Annotated in this window: 18 protein-coding genes; 11 read left to right on the forward strand and 7 right to left on the reverse strand. The window is 61.1% G+C overall.

Annotated features, from left to right (window positions below; genetic code table 11):
* Nucleotides 1-159: 159 nt before the first annotated feature.
* Entirely contained in the window at nt 160-510 is a 351-nt protein-coding gene (locus tag BFP93_RS21445; protein WP_065894841.1) for a glutaredoxin family protein, read from the reverse strand.
* A complete protein-coding gene (yejK, locus tag BFP93_RS21450) occupies nt 510-1,514 on the reverse strand; it encodes a nucleoid-associated protein YejK (protein WP_065885922.1) in 1,005 nt (334 codons plus the stop codon). Before yejK ends, BFP93_RS21445 begins: the two co-directional genes overlap by 1 nt.
* 397 nt (nt 1,515-1,911) lie before the next feature.
* Between yejK and BFP93_RS21455 the strand changes: the two genes are divergently transcribed.
* Complete coding sequence (locus tag BFP93_RS21455) at nt 1,912-2,193, forward strand: HU family DNA-binding protein (protein WP_005785131.1); 282 nt, start codon at nt 1,912-1,914, stop codon at nt 2,191-2,193.
* Between the two features lie 180 nt (nt 2,194-2,373).
* Here the strand turns inward: BFP93_RS21455 and rlmF are convergent, their stop codons facing one another.
* The 5 genes from rlmF to BFP93_RS21480 form a co-directional block, all read right to left on the reverse strand.
* Complete coding sequence (gene rlmF / locus BFP93_RS21460; RefSeq protein WP_065885923.1) at nt 2,374-3,390, reverse strand: 23S rRNA (adenine(1618)-N(6))-methyltransferase RlmF; 1,017 nt, start codon at nt 3,388-3,390, stop codon at nt 2,374-2,376.
* A gap of 285 nt (nt 3,391-3,675) precedes the next feature.
* Nucleotides 3,676-6,522, reverse strand: coding sequence for a valine--tRNA ligase (locus BFP93_RS21465; RefSeq protein ID WP_065894842.1), 2,847 nt, complete (start codon nt 6,520-6,522; stop codon nt 3,676-3,678).
* Nucleotides 6,523-6,732: 210 nt separating this feature from the next.
* Nucleotides 6,733-7,107, reverse strand: coding sequence for a DNA polymerase III subunit chi (locus BFP93_RS21470; RefSeq protein ID WP_065885925.1), 375 nt, complete (start codon nt 7,105-7,107; stop codon nt 6,733-6,735).
* Nucleotides 7,108-7,114: 7 nt separating this feature from the next.
* Complete coding sequence (locus BFP93_RS21475; protein ID WP_065894843.1) at nt 7,115-7,543, reverse strand: DNA polymerase III subunit chi; 429 nt, start codon at nt 7,541-7,543, stop codon at nt 7,115-7,117.
* A gap of 145 nt (nt 7,544-7,688) precedes the next feature.
* On the reverse strand, nt 7,689-9,176 hold the full coding sequence (locus tag BFP93_RS21480) for a leucyl aminopeptidase (protein ID WP_065894844.1): 1,488 nt from the start codon (nt 9,174-9,176) through the stop codon (nt 7,689-7,691).
* A gap of 285 nt (nt 9,177-9,461) precedes the next feature.
* On the opposite strand from BFP93_RS21480, the gene lptF reads away from it, so the two are divergent.
* The 10 genes from lptF to tadA all read left to right on the forward strand — a co-directional run bounded on the left by lptF (nt 9,462) and on the right by tadA (nt 19,993).
* A complete protein-coding gene (lptF, locus tag BFP93_RS21485; protein ID WP_065894845.1) occupies nt 9,462-10,580 on the forward strand; it encodes an LPS export ABC transporter permease LptF in 1,119 nt (372 codons plus the stop codon).
* Entirely contained in the window at nt 10,573-11,652 is a 1,080-nt protein-coding gene (gene lptG / locus BFP93_RS21490; RefSeq protein WP_065894846.1) for an LPS export ABC transporter permease LptG, read from the forward strand. Before lptF ends, lptG begins: the two co-directional genes overlap by 8 nt.
* Before the next feature lie 256 nt (nt 11,653-11,908).
* Nucleotides 11,909-13,708 carry a translation elongation factor 4 gene (gene lepA / locus BFP93_RS21495; RefSeq protein ID WP_003210439.1) on the forward strand — a complete coding sequence of 600 codons (1,800 nt, stop codon included), beginning with the start codon at nt 11,909-11,911 and terminating at the stop codon, nt 13,706-13,708.
* Between the two features lie 5 nt (nt 13,709-13,713).
* Complete coding sequence (lepB, locus tag BFP93_RS21500; RefSeq protein WP_065894847.1) at nt 13,714-14,568, forward strand: signal peptidase I; 855 nt, start codon at nt 13,714-13,716, stop codon at nt 14,566-14,568.
* A gap of 144 nt (nt 14,569-14,712) precedes the next feature.
* Entirely contained in the window at nt 14,713-15,402 is a 690-nt protein-coding gene (rnc, locus tag BFP93_RS21505) for a ribonuclease III (protein WP_003188856.1), read from the forward strand.
* On the forward strand, nt 15,395-16,297 hold the full coding sequence (gene era, locus BFP93_RS21510; RefSeq protein WP_043204836.1) for a GTPase Era: 903 nt from the start codon (nt 15,395-15,397) through the stop codon (nt 16,295-16,297). The genes rnc and era overlap by 8 nt, the downstream gene beginning before the upstream one ends.
* 142 nt (nt 16,298-16,439) lie before the next feature.
* Nucleotides 16,440-17,129, forward strand: a complete 690-nt coding sequence (recO, locus tag BFP93_RS21515; RefSeq protein WP_057724727.1) for a DNA repair protein RecO — start codon at nt 16,440-16,442, stop codon at nt 17,127-17,129.
* A 51-nt stretch (nt 17,130-17,180) separates the two neighbouring features.
* Nucleotides 17,181-17,924, forward strand: a complete 744-nt coding sequence (gene pdxJ, locus BFP93_RS21520) for a pyridoxine 5'-phosphate synthase (protein ID WP_065885932.1) — start codon at nt 17,181-17,183, stop codon at nt 17,922-17,924.
* A 192-nt stretch (nt 17,925-18,116) separates the two neighbouring features.
* Complete coding sequence (locus tag BFP93_RS21525; protein WP_065894848.1) at nt 18,117-19,499, forward strand: multicopper oxidase family protein; 1,383 nt, start codon at nt 18,117-18,119, stop codon at nt 19,497-19,499.
* Nucleotides 19,499-19,993: a tRNA adenosine(34) deaminase TadA gene (gene tadA, locus BFP93_RS21530; RefSeq protein WP_065894849.1), complete on the forward strand. Its 495-nt coding sequence runs from the start codon at nt 19,499-19,501 to the stop codon at nt 19,991-19,993. Before BFP93_RS21525 ends, tadA begins: the two co-directional genes overlap by 1 nt.
* The last annotated feature ends 91 nt before the right edge of the window (nt 19,994-20,084 follow it).

Raw genomic sequence — 20,084 nt, forward strand, 5'->3', positions numbered from 1 at the left:
TTTTCCAAAGTGACCCGCCGTCAGGGCGGAACCCTAAGTGGCCGTTACCGCAGAAACGGATATGTACGCGATCTGATCCAACATCCTGATCGGCCCTGAGGCCGCCATCGGGGGCAAGCCCCCTCCCACATTTGATCTGCGGTGTTTTCGAGGACCGGGTTATTTCAGGGCAGCCATGATGGCATCCGGGTTGTAGTCGCGAATCAACGTGCCATTGACATCCACAAACGGAATCCCGCCGCCACCCAGCGCTTCATACGCCTTACGCGCCTGGGCATCCTTCTCGATGTCGAAGGTTTGGTAAGGAATCCCCTTCTGGTCCAGAAAGCGCCGGATCTGCTTGCAGTAGCCGCACCACTCGGTGGCGTAAAGCACCACACGCGCCGAGCTGCGTACCTGCTCGGACACCACCTGCGACGGGTTGAACAGCCGCTCGACCTTGCCCCAGTTCTGAATGACCACCACCACCAGCAACACCAGCAGGACTTTCTTCAAGACCCCGCCAAGCATCAGTTACGGCGCTTGAGCTGGTCGGTCAGTTGGGTCGGCAGGCCCTTGATGATCAAGGTGCCGGCGGCTTCGTCGTATTCAATCTTGTCGCCCAGCAGGTGCGCTTCAAAGCTGATGGACAAGCCCTCGGCGCGGCCGGTGAAGCGGCGGAACTGGTTGAGGGTGCGTTTGTCGGCAGGAATTTCCGGCGACAGGCCGTAGTCCTTGTTGCGAATATGGTCGTAGAACGCTTTAGGCCGCTCTTCATCGATCAGACCGGACAGTTCTTCCAGGCCCATCGGCTCGCCGAGCTTGGCCTGGCTGCTGGCGTAGTCCACCAGGGTCTTGGTTTTCTCGCGCGCCGACTCGTCCGGCAGGTCCTCGCTTTCAACGAAGTCACTGAACGCCTTGAGCAGGGTGCGGGTTTCGCCCGGGCCGTCGACGCCTTCCTGGCAGCCGATAAAGTCGCGGAAGTATTCCGAGACCTTCTTGCCATTCTTGCCCTTGATAAACGAGATGTACTGTTTGGACTGCTTGTTGTTCTGCCACTCGGACACGTTGATCCGCGCGGCCAGGTGCAGTTGGCCCAGGTCCAGGTGACGTGAGGGCGTCACGTCCAGCTCGTCGGTCACCGCCACGCCTTCGCTGTGGTGCAGCAGGGCGATGGCCAGGTAGTCGGTCATGCCTTGCTGGTAGTGGGCGAACAGCACGTGACCGCCGGTCGACAGGTTGGACTCCTCCATCAGCTTCTGCAGATGTTCCACTGCGGTACGGCTGAACGTGGTGAAATCCTGACCACCGTCAAAGTATTCCTTCAACCAGCCGCTGAACGGGTGCGCGCCGGACTCGGCATGGAAGAAACCCCAGGCCTTGCCCTGTTTGGCGTTGTAGCTCTCGTTGAGGTCGGCAAGCATGTTCTCGATGGCGGCCGATTCGGACAGCTCCGAATCACGGGCATGCAGAACTGCGGGTGTGCCGTCGGGTTTTTTGTCGATCAGGTGGACGATGCAATGACGGATCGGCATAGGCTTCTCGGCTGGTTGAAGGGGAGCGTTGAGCCTCCCGCAAAAAGTTGCCCAGTGTACCGCACCCGTTGGTCAAGACGCGCCTGGAGGGGCGGTTTGGATGTTCTCCCACCGTGCATATGGGGTTTTTTCACGCTTTAGAGCGATAAAGCTGACCAAATGGGTATGTTGAGGCGGATATTTCCCCGTCTCTGTGCTAGTTTTGCCCCGTCTTACGCCAAGTCTCGGCGTTAAGCGTGCATTCAGCATTTGTCAGGTCGAACCAATCCCCGTTTCAAGCATCTATAACCCCGTTCTCCAAAGGTTATAGCCGGGGCGCCAGGCCGACACGGTCGGGCTCGACGGCTGACACTGCACTCTGCAATCCATATGAATTTGATAGGGAAGGAACACCACAATGGCTTTGACTAAAGACCAACTGATCGCTGATATCGCTGAAGCTATCGACGCGCCGAAAACCACCGCGCGCGCAGCGCTGGACCAACTGGGCCAGATCGTTGCCGATCAGCTGGAAAACGGCGGCGAAATCACTCTGCCAGGTATCGGCAAGCTGAAAGTGACCGAGCGTCCTGCCCGTACCGGCCGTAACCCTTCGACTGGCGCTGCCATCGAAATCGCTGCCAAGAAAGTTATCAAGCTGGTTGTGGCCAAAGGCCTGACCGACGCTGTTAACAAGTAAGATGCCGTAAAAAAACCGTGCTCCGGAGTGATCCGGGCACGGTTTTTTGTTGCCTGCGATTTTGTTTGCAACGGTAGGAGCGAGCTTGCTCGCGAAAGACGTTAACGATAACGCGCCCGTCCTGGTTGAACGCGGCGCCTTGGCGTTTTTCGCGAGCAAGCTCGCTCCTACAGGTGGGCGTCAGCGCACCCAGCGCTGGCGCCAGATCTGCTGTTCGTTCTTGGTCTGGAAGGTCCAGGCGACGAAGCGGCTCTGCTTTTGCCCCTGAGACATTTCCACCACCTGGCTTTCCAGCACGCCGGCCTTTTTCAACGCCGTCTCGATCGCGGGCAGGTTTGACGCTTTTGACACCAGTGTGCTGAACCACAGCACCTTGTGGGCAAAATGCGCGCTTTCGGCGATCAATTGCGTCACGAAACGCGCTTCGCCGCCCTCACACCACAGTTCGGCCGATTGGCCGCCGAAGTTCAGCACCGGCAACTTGCGCTTGGGGTCGGCTTTGCCCAGTGCACGCCACTTGCGCTCGCTGCCTTTGGTCGCTTCGTCCATGGACGCGTGGAACGGCGGGTTGCACATGGTCAGGTCAAAGCGTTCGGCAGGCTCCAGCAGGCCCAGCAGGATGTGCTTGGGGTTGGGTTGCTGGCGCAACTCGATGACTTTGCTCAAGTCGTTGGACTGCACGATGGCCTTGGCAGCCGCCACGGCGATAGGGTCGACCTCCGAGCCGAGGAAGTTCCAGCGGTACTCCATGTAGCCAATCAGCGGGTAGACGCAGTTGGCGCCCATGCCGATATCCAGCACCTTGACGATGGAACCGCGCGGAATCTTGCCGTCGTTGACGCTGGCCAGCAGGTCGGCGAGGAAGTGCACGTAGTCGGCGCGCCCGGGCACCGGCGGGCACAGGTAATCGGCCGGGATGTCCCAATGCTGGATGCCATAGAACGACTTGAGCAACGCCCGGTTGAACACCCGCACCGCGTCCGGGCTGGCGAAGTCGATGCTCTCTTTGCCATAGGGATTGATGATCACGAATTGCGCCAGTTCCGGCGTGGTCTTGATCAGCGCCTGGAAGTCGTAACGGCCTGTGTGGCGGTTGCGCGGGTGCAGGGTAGCCTCTTTGCGTGGCGCGACGGGTTTGGCCGTGGCGGCGGTTTTAGGCTTCTTGCGCGGTGGTTTGGGTGTGCTGGGGGCGGTCATGTTGATTCTGGTGTTGGCTCAAAGTGGCGGCCATTGTCACACATCCTGAGCCCAACTCGTTCAAATGTGGGAGGGGGCTTGCCCTTTGTAGGAGCGAGCTTGCTCGCGAAGAACTCCCAGGCACCGCGTTTATTCAGAAAACACGCGTTATCGTTGACGTTTTTCGCGAGCAAGCTCGCTCCTACAGACGGCGTAGGGCAAGCCCCCTCCCACATGGACCGCGTGCGCAGGAACTGCGGGCAAAAAAAAGAGACCCGAAGGTCTCTTTTTTACGCGACTCAAGCCTTACAGGCTGGAAATCCGCGCATGTTGCTCCGCCAACTTGCCCAGAGCCTGTTCAGCCTCGGCCAACTTGGCGCGTTCTTTCTCGATCACTTCCGCCGGCGCCTTGTCGACGAATGCCGCGTTGGACAGCTTGCCGCCCACGCGTTGCACTTCGCCTTGCAGGCGCGCGATTTCCTTGTCGAGACGGGCCAGTTCCGCGCCCTTGTCGATCAGGCCGGCCATCGGCACCAGCACTTCCATATCGCCGACCAGCGCAGTGGCCGACAGCGGTGCTTCGGTGCCATCGGCCAATACGGTGATGGACTCCAGCTTGGCCAGCTTCTTGAGCAGCGCATCGTTTTCGCTGAGGCGACGCTGGTCTTCGGCACTGGCGTTCTTGACGAACACGGCCAGCGGCTTACCCGGACCGATGTTCATCTCGGCGCGGATGTTGCGCGTGCCGAGCATCAGGGTCTTGAGCCATTCGATATCGCTTTCGGCGGCCTCATCGATACGGGCTTCATTGGCCACCGGCCAGGGCTGCAGCATGATGGTCTTGCCTTCGACACCGGCCAGCGGCGCCAGGCGCTGCCAGATTTCTTCGGTGATGAACGGCATGAACGGGTGTGCCAGGCGCAGCGCCACTTCCAGTACGCGCACCAGGGTGCGACGGGTGCCGCGCTGGCGTTCGACCGGCGCGTTTTCGTCCCACAGCACCGGCTTGGACAGTTCCAGGTACCAGTCGCAATACTGGTTCCAGATGAACTCGTACAAGGCCTGGGCGGCCAGGTCGAAACGGAACTGGTCGAGCTGGCGGGTCACTTCGGCTTCGGTGCGCTGCAACTGCGAAATGATCCAGCGGTCGGCCAGGCTCAGTTCGAAGGCTTCGCCGTTCTGGCCGCAGTCTTCGCCTTTATCCAGCACGTAGCGCGCGGCGTTCCAGATCTTGTTGCAGAAGTTGCGATAGCCTTCAACGCGGCCCATGTCGAACTTGATGTCGCGACCGGTGGAGGCCAGCGAGCAGAAGGTGAAGCGCAGAGCGTCGGTGCCGTAGCTGGCGATGCCGTCGGCGAACTCGTCGCGGGTCTGCTTCTCGATCTTTTTCGCCAGTTTGGGCTGCATCAGGCCCGAGGTGCGTTTCTGCACCAGGGTTTCCAGGTCGATGCCGTCGATGATGTCCAGCGGGTCCAGGACGTTGCCCTTGGACTTGGACATTTTCTGGCCCTGGCCATCGCGTACCAGGCCGTGCACGTACACGGTCTTGAACGGTACCTGCGGGGTGCCGTCTTCGTTCTTCACCAGATGCATGGTGAGCATGATCATCCGGGCAACCCAGAAGAAAATGATGTCGAAGCCGGTGACCAGCACGTCGGTGGAGTGGAATTTCTTCAGGAATTCGGTCTGCTGCGGCCAACCCAACGTCGAGAAGGTCCACAGGCCCGAGCTGAACCAGGTGTCCAGTACGTCGTTGTCCTGTTGCAGGGCGATGTCGGCACCGAGGTTGTGCTTGGCGCGCACTTCGGCTTCGTCGCGGCCTACATACACCTTGCCCGATTCGTCGTACCAAGCCGGAATACGGTGGCCCCACCACAGCTGACGGCTGATGCACCAGTCCTGGATGTCGCGCATCCACGAGAAGTACATGTTTTCGTACTGTTTTGGCACGAACTGGATGCGGCCGTCTTCCACGGCGGCAATGGCAGGCTCGGCCAGCGGCTTAGTGGACACGTACCACTGGTCGGTCAGCCACGGCTCGATCACGGTGCCGGAGCGGTCGCCCTTCGGCACTTTCAGGCCGTGGTCGTCAACGCTCACCAGCAAACCGGCAGCGTCGAAGGCGGCAACAATCTGCTTGCGCGCTTCGAAGCGGTCAAGACCTGCGTATTCGGCCGGGATCTTGCCGTCGATGCTGTCATTCAGCGTGCCGTCCAGGTTGAACACCTGGCAGGCCGGCAACACGGCGGCATTCTTGTCGAAGATGTTCAGCAGCGGCAGGTTGTGGCGCTTGCCGACTTCGTAGTCGTTGAAATCGTGGGCCGGGGTGATTTTCACGCAGCCGGTGCCGAATTCAGGGTCGCAGTAGTCGTCGGCGATGATCGGGATGCGGCGGCCGACCAGTGGCAGCTCGACGAACTTGCCGATCAGTGCCTGATAGCGCTCGTCGTTCGGGTTAACCGCGACAGCGGCGTCGCCGAGCATGGTTTCCGGACGGGTGGTGGCGACGATCAGGTAGTCGTTGCCCTCGGCGGTCTTGGCGCCGTCAGCCAACGGATACTTGAGGTTCCACAGGAAGCCTTTCTCGTCGTGGTTTTCCACCTCGAGGTCGGAAATCGCTGTGTGCAGTTTGGTGTCCCAGTTTACCAGACGCTTGCCACGGTAGATCAGGCCGTCTTCATGCAGACGCACGAAGGCTTCCTTCACCGCTTCCGAGAGGCCGTCGTCCATGGTGAAGCGCTCGCGGCTCCAGTCCACGGAGGAGCCCAGGCGACGGATCTGACGACTGATATTGCCGCCGGACTGGTCTTTCCATTCCCAGATTTTCTCGAGGAATTTCTCGCGGCCCAGGTCGTGACGGCTCTGGCCGGTGGCTTCGAGTTGGCGTTCCACCAGCATCTGGGTGGCGATACCGGCGTGGTCGGTACCCGGTTGCCACAGGGTGTCGCGACCCTGCATGCGGCGGAAACGGATCAACGCATCCATGATCGCATTGTTGAAGCCATGGCCCATGTGCAGGCTGCCAGTGACGTTCGGTGGCGGAATCATGATGGTGTACGAGTCGCCCGCACCTTGTGGGGCGAAATAGTTTTCCGACTCCCAGGTGTTGTACCAGGAAGTTTCGATAGCGTGGGGCTGGTAGGTCTTATCCATGCGCGGCGGGACCCTAGTTGGCATTTATTCAGGAAAGCCGGCAAGTATAACGGGGGATAGAGCGCAGGGCGAGGCGAAGACAGGGCTTAAGGTGTACGCAACCAAATGTGGGAGGGGGCTTGCCCCCAATGGCAGTCTGTCAGCTTCAAATAGACTGCTGACTCACCGCTATCGGGGCAAGCCTCCTCCAACAGGGGATCTCGGTGTGGCTTAAGACTGGTACTGGCTCAGCAACCGTTCCATCCGCGCATCCATTCGCCGTTTGATCTCGGCTTCAATATGCGGCGAAAAATCATCGATCACGTCCTGCATGATCAATTGCGCGGCGGCGCGCAGTTCGTTGTCCAGGTGCAGCAGCAGGGCGTCGGGGGCTTTTTCGGCAGCGGGGGCGGGCTCGGTAATGGCTGGCTCCGGCGCAGCAGACTTGTTGCCGACCATGTCGAACAACAGCGGAATCTGTATCTCGCCATCGGCCGTTTCGGTCAACAGCGGCGGTTGCAAGCCATCATCACCCAGCAGCTGGCGGATCGACTCGAGGTCGTCCAGCAGGTGGTCGTCTTTTTTCAGCGGATTGGGCGTGTCCATCATGTGCTCAAAGTCGTTGTAGCCGGTGGTCCTGCAGAGGATAGCCCTGTTCGCGGTAGAAACGGAAACTCTCCCGCGCGGCCTGACGAATAGCCGGGTCTTCCACCACCACTTCCGCCACACGGGCGAAGGCCTTGGCAAAGGCCGGTACTTTAAGGTCAAGGTTGACCAGCAGGTCATGGTGGTCGCCGCAACTGTCGCCCAAACCCAGCACTACCACGCCGTCAGGTTCCGATTCGGCGGGGCCGTGGGGTACGAAGCTTTCGCCCTTGAAGCGCCACAGGCGGGCATCGAGGTCCTCGCGTTGGGCGGCATCGCTGCAATGCAGGTAAATGCGATGGCCCATGCGCCAGGCTTTTTCGGTGAGCTTGCAGGCAAAGTCCAGGCGCGCGGACGGGTCGGCGCTGGGCAATATATAGAAGTCGACTTGGGTCATTGCGGTTCCTGGTGCTGGCCCGCCAGTCCTGTAGGAGCGAGCTCGCTCGCGAAAAACCAGAGGACACCGCGTTCATCCGGGATGGGCGCGTTATCGTTGGCGATCTTCGCGAGCAAGCTCGCTCCTACAGAAGGGCCGGTGGCGCTTAGGCTTTGGCGCGATCGAGCAGGTACTGGGTCAGCAGCGGTACTGGACGACCAGTGGCGCCCTTGTCCTTGCCGCTGGCCCATGCGGTGCCGGCGATGTCCAGGTGCGCCCAGTTCAAGTTCTTGGTGAACCGCGACAAGAAGCAGGCGGCGGTGATGGTGCCGGCTTTCGGGCCGCCGATGTTGGCGATGTCGGCGAACGGGCTGTCCAGTTGCTCCTGGTACTCATCGAACAGCGGCAGCTGCCAGGCGCGGTCGTCGGCAGCCTTGCCGGCGCTGAGCAGTTGCTCGATCAGCTCGTCGTTGTTGCCCAGCAGGCCCGAGGTGTGGGCGCCCAGGGCAACCACGCAGGCGCCGGTCAGGGTGGCGATGTCGATCACCGCCTGCGGCTTGAAGCGTTCGGCGTAGGTCAGCGCATCGCACAGCACCAGGCGGCCTTCGGCGTCGGTGTTGAGGATTTCCACGGTCTGGCCGCTCATGGTCGTGACGATATCGCCTGGGCGGGCAGCACCGCCGCTCGGCATGTTCTCGGCGCAGGCCAGGATGCACACCAGGTTGATCGGCAGCTTGAGTTCCAGCACGGCACGCAGGGTGCCGAACACGCTGGCGGCGCCGCCCATGTCGTACTTCATCTCGTCCATGCCGGCGCCCGGCTTGAGGCTGATGCCGCCGGTGTCGAAGGTGATGCCTTTGCCCACCAGGGCGTAAGGCTTCTCGGACTTCTTGCCGCCGTTGTATTGCATCACGATCAGGCGAGGCGGCTGGTCGCTGCCCTGGCCTACGGCATAGAACGAGCCCATGCCCAGTTCCTTGATCTTCTTCTCGTCCAGCACCTCAACCTTGAGGCCCTTGAACTCCTTGCCCAGCGCCTTGGCCTGTTCGCCCAGGTAGGTGGGGTGGCAGATGTTCGGCGGCAGGTTGCCCAGGTCACGGGTGAACGACATGCCCTTGGCGATCGCAGTGGCGTGGGTCACGGCGCGCTCGACTTCAGCCTGGGCGGCCTTGATGGTCAGCAGGGTGATTTTCTTCAGGGCACGGGGGTCGGCTTTCTGGCTCTTGAACTGGTCGAAGACGTAGCCGCCGTCCACCAGGCTTTCGGCCAGCAGGCGGGTCTTGCCGTAGCTGTCACGGCCCTTGATGACGATTTCGTCGAGTGCCAGTGCCGCGTCGCTGCCGCCCAGGCCTTTAAGCGTGGTGAGGATGGCGCTGATGATCTTGCGAAACGGACGGTCGCCCAGTTCGGCGTCACTGCCAACGCCCACCAGCAACACGCGCTCGGCCTTGAGGTTCGGCAGGCTGTGCAGCAGCAGGCTCTGGCCGACTTTGCCGGCCAGGTCGCCGCGCTTGAGCACGGCGCTGATGGCGCCGCCGCTCAGTTCATCCAGTTGCTTGGCGGCAACGCCGAGTGTGCGGCCTTCGCCGACAGCGACCACGAGGGTGGCGGTTTTCAACGTTTCGGGGCTAACGCTTTTTACAACCAATTCCATTTTCGGGTCCCTTATAAAGGTCGGTGAGCCTGGCGATTTTACCCAGGCTTTAAAAGCGCGGCAGCCTTGTAAGCCGCCAGCGACAAAGGCCGCAGTTTGAACCTCGCAGGCGAAGCCTGACAACCCTCGAAGCACGCTTTGTGCATGCGCATGAGGTTGCGCAGTGACAGGCGCGGTCAATCACAGGATAATGCGCCATCTTTTTAGCCGACCCGTGATAAACGGGTCGACTCGGTATGCTTGCTTGTTTGGCCGCCTTAGCCTGACAACCCTGGAGTGTCTGGTTTGATCGTCTTCCGTTATCTATCCCGCGAAGTCCTGTTGACCCTGAGTGCCGTGAGTGCGGTATTGCTGGTCATCATCATGAGTGGTCGTTTCGTCAAATTCCTTGCGCAGGCTGCCTCCGGCGCCCTGGATCCGGGCTCGCTGTTCCTGATCATGGGCTTTCGCCTGCCTGGCTTTTTGCAACTGATCCTGCCGCTCGGCCTGTTCCTTGGCATTCTGCTGGCATATGGCCGGCTTTATCTCGAAAGCGAGATGACCGTGCTGTCCGCCACCGGTATGAGCCAGCAGCGTCTGCTGGCGATGACCATGGTGCCGGCCGCCGGCGTTGCCCTGGTAGTGGCCTGGTTGAGCCTGAGCCTCGCGCCTCAAGGTGCGATGCAGTTCCAGCTGCTGCTGAACAAGCAGGACGCGATGACCGAGTTCGACACCCTCGAACCCGGGCGTTTCCAGGCACTCAACGACGGCACGCGCGTGACCTACACCGAAGAAATGACCGAAGACCGTTCCAACCTGAGCGGCGTGTTCATTTCCCAGAAAAACCTCGGCAAGGACCAGAAAGACCGTGGCATCTCGATCCTGGTGGCCGACGGCGGCCGCCAGGAAGTGCGCCCCGACGGCAGCCGCTACCTGATCCTGGACAACGGCTATCGCTACGATGGCAGCCCGGGCCTGGCCGATTACCGCGTGATCAAATACGACACCTACGGCGTGATGCTGCCCAAGCCCGATATCAGCGACGAAGTCACCGACCGCGACGCGCTGCCCACCGCCTCGCTGTTCGGCAGCCAGGAACTGCGCTCCATCGCCGAGCTGCAATGGCGCCTGTCCCTGCCGCTGCTGGTGTTTATCGTGACCTTGATGGCGGTGCCGCTGTCGCGCGTCAACCCGCGCCAGGGCCGATTCCTCAAGCTGCTGCCGGCGATCCTTTTGTACATGGCTTACCTGACCATCCTGATTTCCGCCCGTGGCTCCCTGGAAAAGGGCAAGTTGCCGCCCGCCCTGGGCTTGTGGTGGGTGCACGGGATTTTCCTGGTGATCGGCCTGGGGCTGCTCTACTGGGAGCCTATCCGTTTGAAAATGAAGAGCCGTCGTGGCCTGAAGGAGTTGGCTCGTGGCTAAGCTCGATCGCTACATTGGTAGCAGCGTACTGATCGCCATCCTGGCGGTATTGGGCATCATCCTGGGCCTGGCCTCGCTGTTCGCCTTCATCGATGAAGTGGGCAACGTTACCGATACCTATACCGTCATGGACGTACTGAGCTTCGTGGCGCTGACCGCGCCGCGTCGGCTCTACGACATGATGCCGATGGCCGGCCTGATCGGCTGCCTGATCGGCCTGGGCACCCTGGCCAGCAACAGCGAATTGACCATCATGCGCGCGGCGGGCGTGTCCATCGGGCGTATCGTCTGGGCGGTCATGAAGCCGATGCTGCTGCTGATGGCGTGCAGCGTGCTGATCGGCGAATACGTCGCGCCACCGTCCGAAGCCACCGCCCAGGCCAATCGTGCCCTGGCCCAGGGTTCTGGCGATGCGCAGAGTGCCAAGCACGGCCTGTGGCACCGCCAGGGCGACCAGTTCATCCACATCAACGCCGTGCAGCCCGGCGGCTTGTTGATCGGGGTCACACGCTACACGTTTGACAAAGAGCGGCACATGCTCAGCTCCAGCTTCGCCAAGCGCGCGCAATACGATGGCGCGCAATGGCAACTGAGTGAGGTCACCACCACGCTGTTCCATAATGTGGGCCAGGGGTTCAATGCCAGCACCGAAGTGGTCAATGAACCCACCCAGACATGGGATATCGCGCTGAAGCCGGAGCTGCTCAATACGGTGATCATGGTTCCGGAAACCCTGCCGATCTCGGGTCTCTGGAGTTATATCCACTACCTCAAGGACCAGGGCCTGAACAATGGCCGCTACTGGCTGGCGTTCTGGGTCAAGGTATTGCAACCGGTGGTCACCGCGGCGCTGGTGCTGATGGCGATCTCCTTTATCTTCGGCCCGTTGCGTTCGGTGACCCTCGGCCAGCGGGTATTCACCGGGGTGCTGGTGGGCTTCACGTTCCGCATCGCCCAGGACTTGCTGGGGCCGTCGAGCCTGGTATTCGGGTTTTCGCCGCTATTCGCGGTGCTGGTACCGACGTTTATCTGCGCCGTGGCCGGGTTCTGGTTGCTGCGTCGAGCCGGCTGATTGCACGCACGCTGAATGCTCCCCCTGTAGGAGCGAGCTTGCTCGCGAAAATCTGCCAAACGCCGCGTTCATCCAGGATGAGCGCGTTATCGTTGGCGATCTTCGCGAACAAGCTCACTCCTGCAACATTGGGCCCCGTGGAAACGGGGCTTTTTTGTGTTCGTCAGCAAAGATGACGTCTGGCCCGAGCATCAGGTACAATTCCCGGCTATTTTTCAGCGGGCAATCTGCCTGCAGCCTTTTTGAGTGTTGATCCGTGAGTGATTTGAGTCATATCCGCAATTTCTCCATCATCGCCCACATTGACCATGGTAAGTCGACGCTGGCCGATCGATTCATCCAGATGTGCGGCGGCCTTGCCGAGCGTGAAATGGAAGCCCAGGTCCTGGACTCCATGGACCTCGAACGCGAGCGCGGGATCACCATCAAGGCCCACAGCGTTACCCTGTACTACACCGCCAAAGACGGTATCAAGTACCAGCTCAACTTCATTGACACCCCGGGCCACGTCGACTTCACCTATGAAGTCAGCCGTTCCCTGGCCGCTTGCGAAGGCGCGCTGCTGGTGGTGGACGCGGGGCAGGGCGTTGAAGCCCAGTCCGTGGCCAACTGCTACACCGCCATCGAGCAGGGCCTGGAAGTGATGCCGGTGCTGAACAAGATCGACCTGCCACAGGCCGATCCGGACCGCGTCAAGGAAGAAATCGAAAAAATCATCGGCATTGACGCCACCGACGCCGTCGAGTGCAGCGCCAAGACCGGCCTGGGCGTCGATGAAGTGCTCGAGCGCCTGGTCAAGACCATCCCCGCGCCGACCGGCAACTACGAAGATCCGCTGCAAGCGTTGATCATCGACTCCTGGTTCGACAACTACCTGGGCGTTGTCTCCCTGGTGCGCGTGCGCCATGGCCGCGTGAAGAAGGGCGACAAGATCCTGGTCAAGTCCACCGGCAAGATCCACCTGGTGGACAGCGTCGGCGTGTTCAACCCCAAGCACACTGCCACCACTGATCTGAAAGCCGGCGAAGTAGGCTTCATCATCGCCGGTATCAAGGACATCCACGGTGCGCCGGTCGGTGACACCCTGACCCTGAGCTCAACGCCCGATGTCGACGTGCTGCCAGGCTTCAAGCGCATTCAGCCGCAGGTCTATGCCGGCCTGTTCCCGGTCAGCTCCGACGACTTCGAAGACTTCCGCGAAGCCCTGCAAAAGCTGACCCTCAACGACTCGTCGTTGCAGTACACCCCGGAAAGCTCCGACGCCCTGGGCTTCGGTTTCCGTTGCGGGTTCCTCGGCATGCTGCACATGGAGATCATCCAGGAGCGCCTGGAGCGCGAATACGACCTGGACCTGATCACCACCGCGCCAACGGTTATTTTCGAGCTGGCGCTGAAAACCGGTGAAACGATTTACGTCGACAACCCCTCCAAGCTTCCAGACCTGTCTTCCATCGAAGACATGCGTGAGCCGATCGTGCGCGCCAATATCCTGGTGCCGCAGGAGCACCTGGGCAACGTCATCACCCTGTGTATCGAAAAGCGTGGCGTGCAGCACGACATGCTGTTCCTCGGTACCCAGGTGCAAGTGACCTACGATTTGCCGATGAACGAAGTGGTCCTGGACTTCTTCGACCGTCTCAAATCCACCAGTCGCGGCTATGCTTCGCTGGACTACCATTTCGACCGTTACCAGTCGGCTAATCTGGTGAAGCTGGATGTATTGATCAACGGCGACAAGGTTGATGCCCTGGCATTGATCGTGCACAAGGACAATGCGCACTACAAAGGTCGCCAGTTGACCGAGAAGATGAAAGAACTGATTCCGCGTCAGATGTTCGACGTTGCGATCCAGGCCGCTATTGGCGGGCAGATCATTGCGAGGACCTCCGTCAAGGCACTCAGAAAGAACGTACTGGCCAAATGCTACGGTGGCGACGTCAGCCGTAAGCGCAAGCTGCTTGAGAAGCAAAAGGCCGGTAAAAAACGCATGAAGCAAGTGGGCAATGTGGAAATTCCACAAGAAGCCTTCCTTGCGGTGCTCAGGTTGGATAGTTAGGTCCTATGTCGCTAAATTTCCCGCTGTTGCTGGTCATCGCCGTTGCCGTCTGTGGTTTCCTGGCGTTGCTCGATCTGGTGTTCTTCGCCCCGCGTCGGCGGGCGGCTATCGCGTCCTATCAGGGCAGCGTCAGCCAGCCCGATGCCGTGGTGGTCGAGAAGCTGAACAAAGAGCCTTTGCTGGTCGAATACGGCAAATCGTTCTTCCCGGTATTGTTCATCGTGCTGGTGCTGCGTTCGTTCCTGGTGGAGCCGTTTCAGATCCCTTCGGGTTCGATGAAACCTACCCTGGACGTGGGCGACTTCATTCTGGTGAACAAGTTTTCCTACGGGATTCGCTTGCCGGTGATCGACAAGAAGGTGATTGAAGTCGGTGACCCGCAGCGCGGTGATGTGATGGTGTTCCGCTACCCGAGCGACCCGAACGTCAACTACATCAAGCGTGTGGTCGGCCTGCCGGGCGACGTGATCCGCTATACCAGCGACAAGCGCCTGTTCATCAACGGTGAGTCGGTGGCCGAAAAACTGTTGGGCGCCGAGCCGAACACGTTGGGCAGCGCCGAGCTGTACCAGGAAAAACTCGGTGCGGTAGAGCACCAGATCCGCAAGGAAATGAGCCGCTACCGCGCGATGCCCGATGGCCAGTGGAAAGTGCCTGCCGGGCACTACTTCATGATGGGCGACAACCGCGACAACTCCAACGACAGTCGCTACTGGGATGACCCCACTATTCCCAAGGACCTGCTGGGCATGGTGCCCGACGAGAATATCGTCGGCAAAGCCTTCGCGGTCTGGATGAGCTGGCCGGAACCCAAGCTCAGCCACCTGCCGAACTTCTCGCGGGTCGGGCTGATCAAGTAATACAGGCGGCGCTGTGATCACAGCGCCGAATGCTTTTCTGGGGCTTGGACATTTTCCAATGCCCGGTACCCAGCAGGATGTGAATTTGAACACTGCGTCAATCGTCGATGGCCGCCGGTGCCACCAACTAGATATGGATAAACCGTGACCGTTTCTCTGAGTCGTCTCGAGCGCCAGCTCGGCTACACCTTCAAGGACCAGGAATTGATGGTCCTTGCCCTCACACACCGCAGCTTTGCAGGGCGCAATAACGAGCGCCTGGAATTCCTCGGTGACGCCATCCTCAATTTCGCCGCCGGTGAGGCGCTGTTCGAGCGTTTCCCGCAAGCGCGCGAAGGCCAACTTTCGCGCCTGCGCGCCCGTCTTGTGAAAGGCGAGACCCTGGCGGTGCTGGCTCGCGGTTTCGGCCTGGGCGAGTACCTGCGCCTCGGTTCCGGTGAGTTGAAAAGTGGCGGTTTCCGTCGCGAGTCGATCCTGGCTGATGCCCTGGAAGCCTTGATCGGGGCGATCTACCTCGATGCAGGGATGGAAACGGCCAAGGAGCGCGTGGTCGCCTGGCTGGCTTCGGAAATCGAAAGCCTGACGCTGGTCGACACCAACAAGGACCCCAAGACCCGCCTGCAGGAATACCTGCAGTCGCGCGGTTGCGAACTGCCACGCTACGAAGTGGTGGATATCCAGGGTGAGCCGCATTGTCGCGTGTTCTTCGTGGAATGTGAAATCACCTTACTGAATGAAAAAAGCCGAGGTCAGGGTGTGAGCCGTCGTATTGCCGAACAGGTAGCGGCCGCTGCAGCACTGATTGCCCTGGGCGTGGAGAATGGCCATGACTGATTCAACCGCAACACGCTGTGGCTATGTTGCCATCGTCGGCCGCCCCAACGTGGGCAAGTCCACGCTGCTCAACCACATCCTCGGCCAGAAGCTCGCGATCACCTCGCGCAAGCCGCAGACCACCCGCCACAACATGCTGGGCATCAAGACCGAAGGCACCGTGCAAGCGGTCTACGTCGACACCCCCGGCATGCACAAGGGCGGTGAAAAGGCGCTTAACCGCTACATGAACAAGACCGCTTCGGCGGCGTTGAAAGACGTCGACGTGGTGATTTTCGTGGTCGACCGCACCAAGTGGACCGACGAAGACCAGATGGTTCTGGAGCGCGTGCAGTACGTCACCGGCCCGTTGATCGTCGCGCTGAACAAGACCGACCGTATCGAAGACAAAGCCGAACTGATGCCGCACCTGACCTGGCTGCAGGAACAACTGCCGAATGCCCAGATCATGCCGATCTCGGCGCAGCACGGCCACAACCTCGAAGCCCTGGAACGCGTGATTGCCGGCTACCTGCCGGAGAACGAGCACTTCTTCCCGGAAGACCAGATCACCGACCGCAGCAGCCGCTTCCTTGCTGCGGAACTGGTGCGCGAGAAAATCATGCGCCAGATGGGCGCCGAGCTGCCGTACCAGATCACCGTTGAAATCGAAGAGTTCAAGCAGCAGGGCAAAACCCTGCACATCCATGCGCTGATCCTGGTTGAGCGTGACGGCCAGAAAAAAATCATCATTGGCGACAAGGGCGAGCGCATCAAGCGCATCGGCACCGAGGCGCGCAAGGACATGGAATTGCTGTTCGATTCCAAGATCATGCTTAACCTGTGGGTGAAGGTTAAGGGTGGCTGGTCCGATGATGAGCGCGCGTTGCGCTCCCTGGGCTACGGCGACCTGTAAGACACCACAGGGTCAGAAAATGTGGGAGGGGGCTTGCCCCCTATGGCGGTGGATCAGTTAATGGATAAGTGACTGACACACTGCCATCGGGGGCAAGCCCCCTCCCACATTCGGTTGATGTTGTTTTCAAGATCGAGAACCCATGTCCCAATCCCCACCTCCCAGCCAGCTCGCTTATGTGCTGCACAGCCGCGCCTACCGTGAGACCAGCGCCCTGGTGGACTTCCTTACGCCCCAGGGCCGTCTGCGCGCGGTTCTGCGCAGCGCGCGGGGCAAGGCCGGTACGCTGGCGCGGCCGTTCGTGGCCCTGGACGTGGAGTTTCGCGGCAAGGGCGAGCTGAAGAATGTCGGCCGCCTGGAAAGCGTCGGCACGTCCGCCTGGCTCAATGGCGATGCGCTGTTCAGCGGGCTCTACCTCAATGAGCTGCTGATCCGCCTGCTGCCCGCCGAAGACCCGCATCCGGCCGTCTTCGATCACTACGCCGCCACCTTGCTCGCCCTCGCCGAAGGCCGTCCCCTGGAACCGCTGCTGCGGGCCTTTGAATGGCGCCTGCTGGATGACCTGGGCTACGGCTTTGAATTGCACAACGACCTGCACGGTGACCCTGTCGCCGCCGACGGGCTGTATCGCCTGCAAGTGGATGCAGGCCTTGAGCGCGTGTACCTGTTGCAACCCGGCCTGTTCCAGGGCGCCGAGTTGCTGGCCATGAGCGAAGCGGACTGGACCGCCCCCGGCGCCTTGTCCGCCGCCAAGCGCCTGATGCGCCAGGCCCTGGCCGTGCACCTGGGCGGACGGCCGCTGGTCAGTCGCGAGTTGTTTCGAAAGCCCTGACATCCCCGTGTATGCTGTGCACCGATTCTTTCCCTTTTCAGGAGCGCTTCCGTGACCACCAGCAATCGCATTCTTCTTGGCGTCAATATCGACCACGTCGCCACCCTGCGCCAGGCCCGGGGCACTCGTTACCCTGATCCGGTCAAGGCCGCGCTGGACGCCGAAGAAGCGGGCGCCGACGGCATCACCGTGCACCTGCGCGAAGACCGCCGCCATATCCAGGAGCGCGACGTGCTGCTGCTCAAGGACGTGCTGCAGACCCGCATGAATTTCGAAATGGGCGTCACCGAAGAAATGATGCAGTTCGCCGAGCGCATCCGCCCGGCGCACATTTGCCTGGTGCCGGAAACCCGCCAGGAACTGACCACCGAAGGCGGCCTCGACGTGGCCGGCCAGGAGGCACGGATCAAGGCTGCCGTGGAGCGCCTGTCGAAGATCGGCAGCGAAGTGTCGCTGTTCATCGACGCCGACGAGCGTCAGATCCAGGCCTCACGCCGCGTCGGTGCCCCGGCCATCGAACTGCACACCGGCCGCTACGCCGATGCCACCACGCCGACCGAAGTGGCTGAAGAGCTGCAACGCATCATCGACGGCGTGAACTGCGGGCTTGGCGAAGGCCTGATCGTCAACGCCGGCCATGGCCTGCACTACCACAACGTCGAAGCCGTGGCGGCGATCAAGGGCATCAACGAACTGAACATCGGCCATGCGCTGGTGGCCCATGCGCTGTTCGTCGGTTTCAAAGGCGCCGTGGCCGAGATGAAGGCCCTGATCCTGGCGGCCGCCAAACACTAAAAACACTGAAGATCCAATGTGGGAGGGGGCTTGCCCCCGATAGCAGTGTGTCAGTCAGCCTATTCTTACCTGATACACCGCAATCGGGGGCAAGCCCCCTCCCACATGCGAACCCTTACTGTTTAGCGCTCGCAGGTGTATCGTATCCGCCCTTTGCAGGCCCTGTGCCTGCGGCAGATACGTGAGGTTGTTGTGTCCCGATCCTTTTCCCGTCGACAAATCCTGGGTGGTCTTGCAGGCCTGGCCGTAGTGGGCGTCGGTGCCGGTGGCGGCTACCGCTACTGGCTGGGGAAGGTCGCCGAGTCCGAGGCGGGGCACGATTACGAGTTGATCGCCGCGCCCCTGGACGTGGAATTGGTGCCGGGCCACACCACCCAGGCCTGGGCGTTCGGCCCTTCCGCGCCCGGCACCGAGTTGCGCGTACGCCAGGGCGAGTGGCTGCGGGTGCGTTTTATCAACCACCTGCCGGTCGCCACCACCATCCACTGGCATGGTATCCGCCTGCCGCTGGAGATGGATGGCGTGCCCTACGTTTCGCAATTGCCGGTAATGCCAGGGGAATACTTCGACTACAAGTTCCGTGTGCCCGACGCCGGCAGCTACTGGTATCACCCGCACGTCAACAGCAGCGAAGAACTCGGCCGGGGCCTGGTCGGACCGCTGATCATCGAGGAGCGCGAACCCACCGGTTTCAAGCACGAACGCACCCTCAGCCTGAAAAGCTGGCACGTGGACGAAGAGGGCGCCTTTGTCGCCTTCAGCATTCCCCGTGAGGCGGCGCGTGGCGGTACGGCGGGGCGTTTATCCACCATCAATGGCGTGTCCCAGGCCGTGATCGACTTGCCGGCCGGGCAGATCACCCGGGTGCGCCTGCTCAACCTCGACAACACCCTGACGTATCGCATCAACATTCCGGATGTCGACGCGCAGATCTACGCGCTGGACGGCAACCCCATCGAGCCGCGCCCGCTGGGCAAGGAATACTGGCTGGGCCCTGGCATGCGTATCTGCCTGGCGATCAAGGCGCCGCCCGCCGGCGAAGAGCTGTCGATCCGCAATGGCCCGGTGCGCCTGGGCACGTTCCGTTCAGTGGCCAACACCGATGCGCCCACCGAGTGGCCCCCGGCGCTGCCGGCCAATCCGGTTGCCGAACCGGACCTGGCCAATGCTGAGAAACTCAACTTCAATTTCGAATGGGTCGGCTCGGTGTCGGTCAACGTCGACAACGGCAAGCCGCCGAGCCTGTGGCAGATCAACGGCCAGGCCTGGGACATCACCGACAAGACCTGCGCCGACCGGCCCATTGCCAAGCTCGTGAAAGGCAAGAGCTACATTTTCGAATTGAAGAACATGACCCAGTACCAGCACCCGATCCACCTGCACGGCATGAGCTTCAAGGTCATTGCATCGAACCGCCACAAGGTCATCCCGTATTTCACCGACACCTACCTCTTGGGCAAGAACGAACGCGCCCGCGTAGCCCTGGTGGCGGATAACCCGGGGGTGTGGATGTTCCACTGCCATGTGATCGACCATATGGAAACCGGCCTGATGGCCGCCATCGAGGTGGCGTGATGCGCCAGGTTCGCCCCGCGATCATCGACCGCAGCCGCGACCAGGACTTCATGCGCGAAGCCCTGGCACTCGCCGCCCAGGGCGCGGCGCTGGGTGAAGTGCCGGTGGGCGCGGTGCTGGTGCAGGACGGTGAGATCATCGGCCGCGGTTTCAACTGCCCGATCAGCGGCAATGACCCCAGTGCCCATGCCGAGATGGTCGCGATCCGCGCGGCCGCCCACGCCGTCAGCAATTACCGCCTGCCGGGCAGCACCCTCTATGTGACGTTGGAACCGTGCAGCATGTGCGCCGGGTTGATCGTGCATTCGCGAATTGCACGGGTGGTCTATGGCGCACTCGAGCCCAAGGCCGGGATCGTGCAGAGCCAGGGGCAGTTTTTTACCCAGGGTTTTCTCAACCATCGGGTACTGTTTGAAGGTGGGGTGCTGGCCGAGGAGTGCGGCACAGTGTTGAGTCAATTCTTCAAGGCTCGGCGGGCCAAGCCCCCACTCTAAAGAACACTGAGGATAAAAGTGTGGGAGGGGGCTTGCCCCCGATAGCAGAGTGTCAGTCACCACATCCATGGCTGATACACCGCTATCGGGG

Source organism: Pseudomonas sp. 44 R 15 (assembly GCF_900004965.1).
Classification (GTDB): domain Bacteria; phylum Pseudomonadota; class Gammaproteobacteria; order Pseudomonadales; family Pseudomonadaceae; genus Aquipseudomonas; species Aquipseudomonas orientalis_A.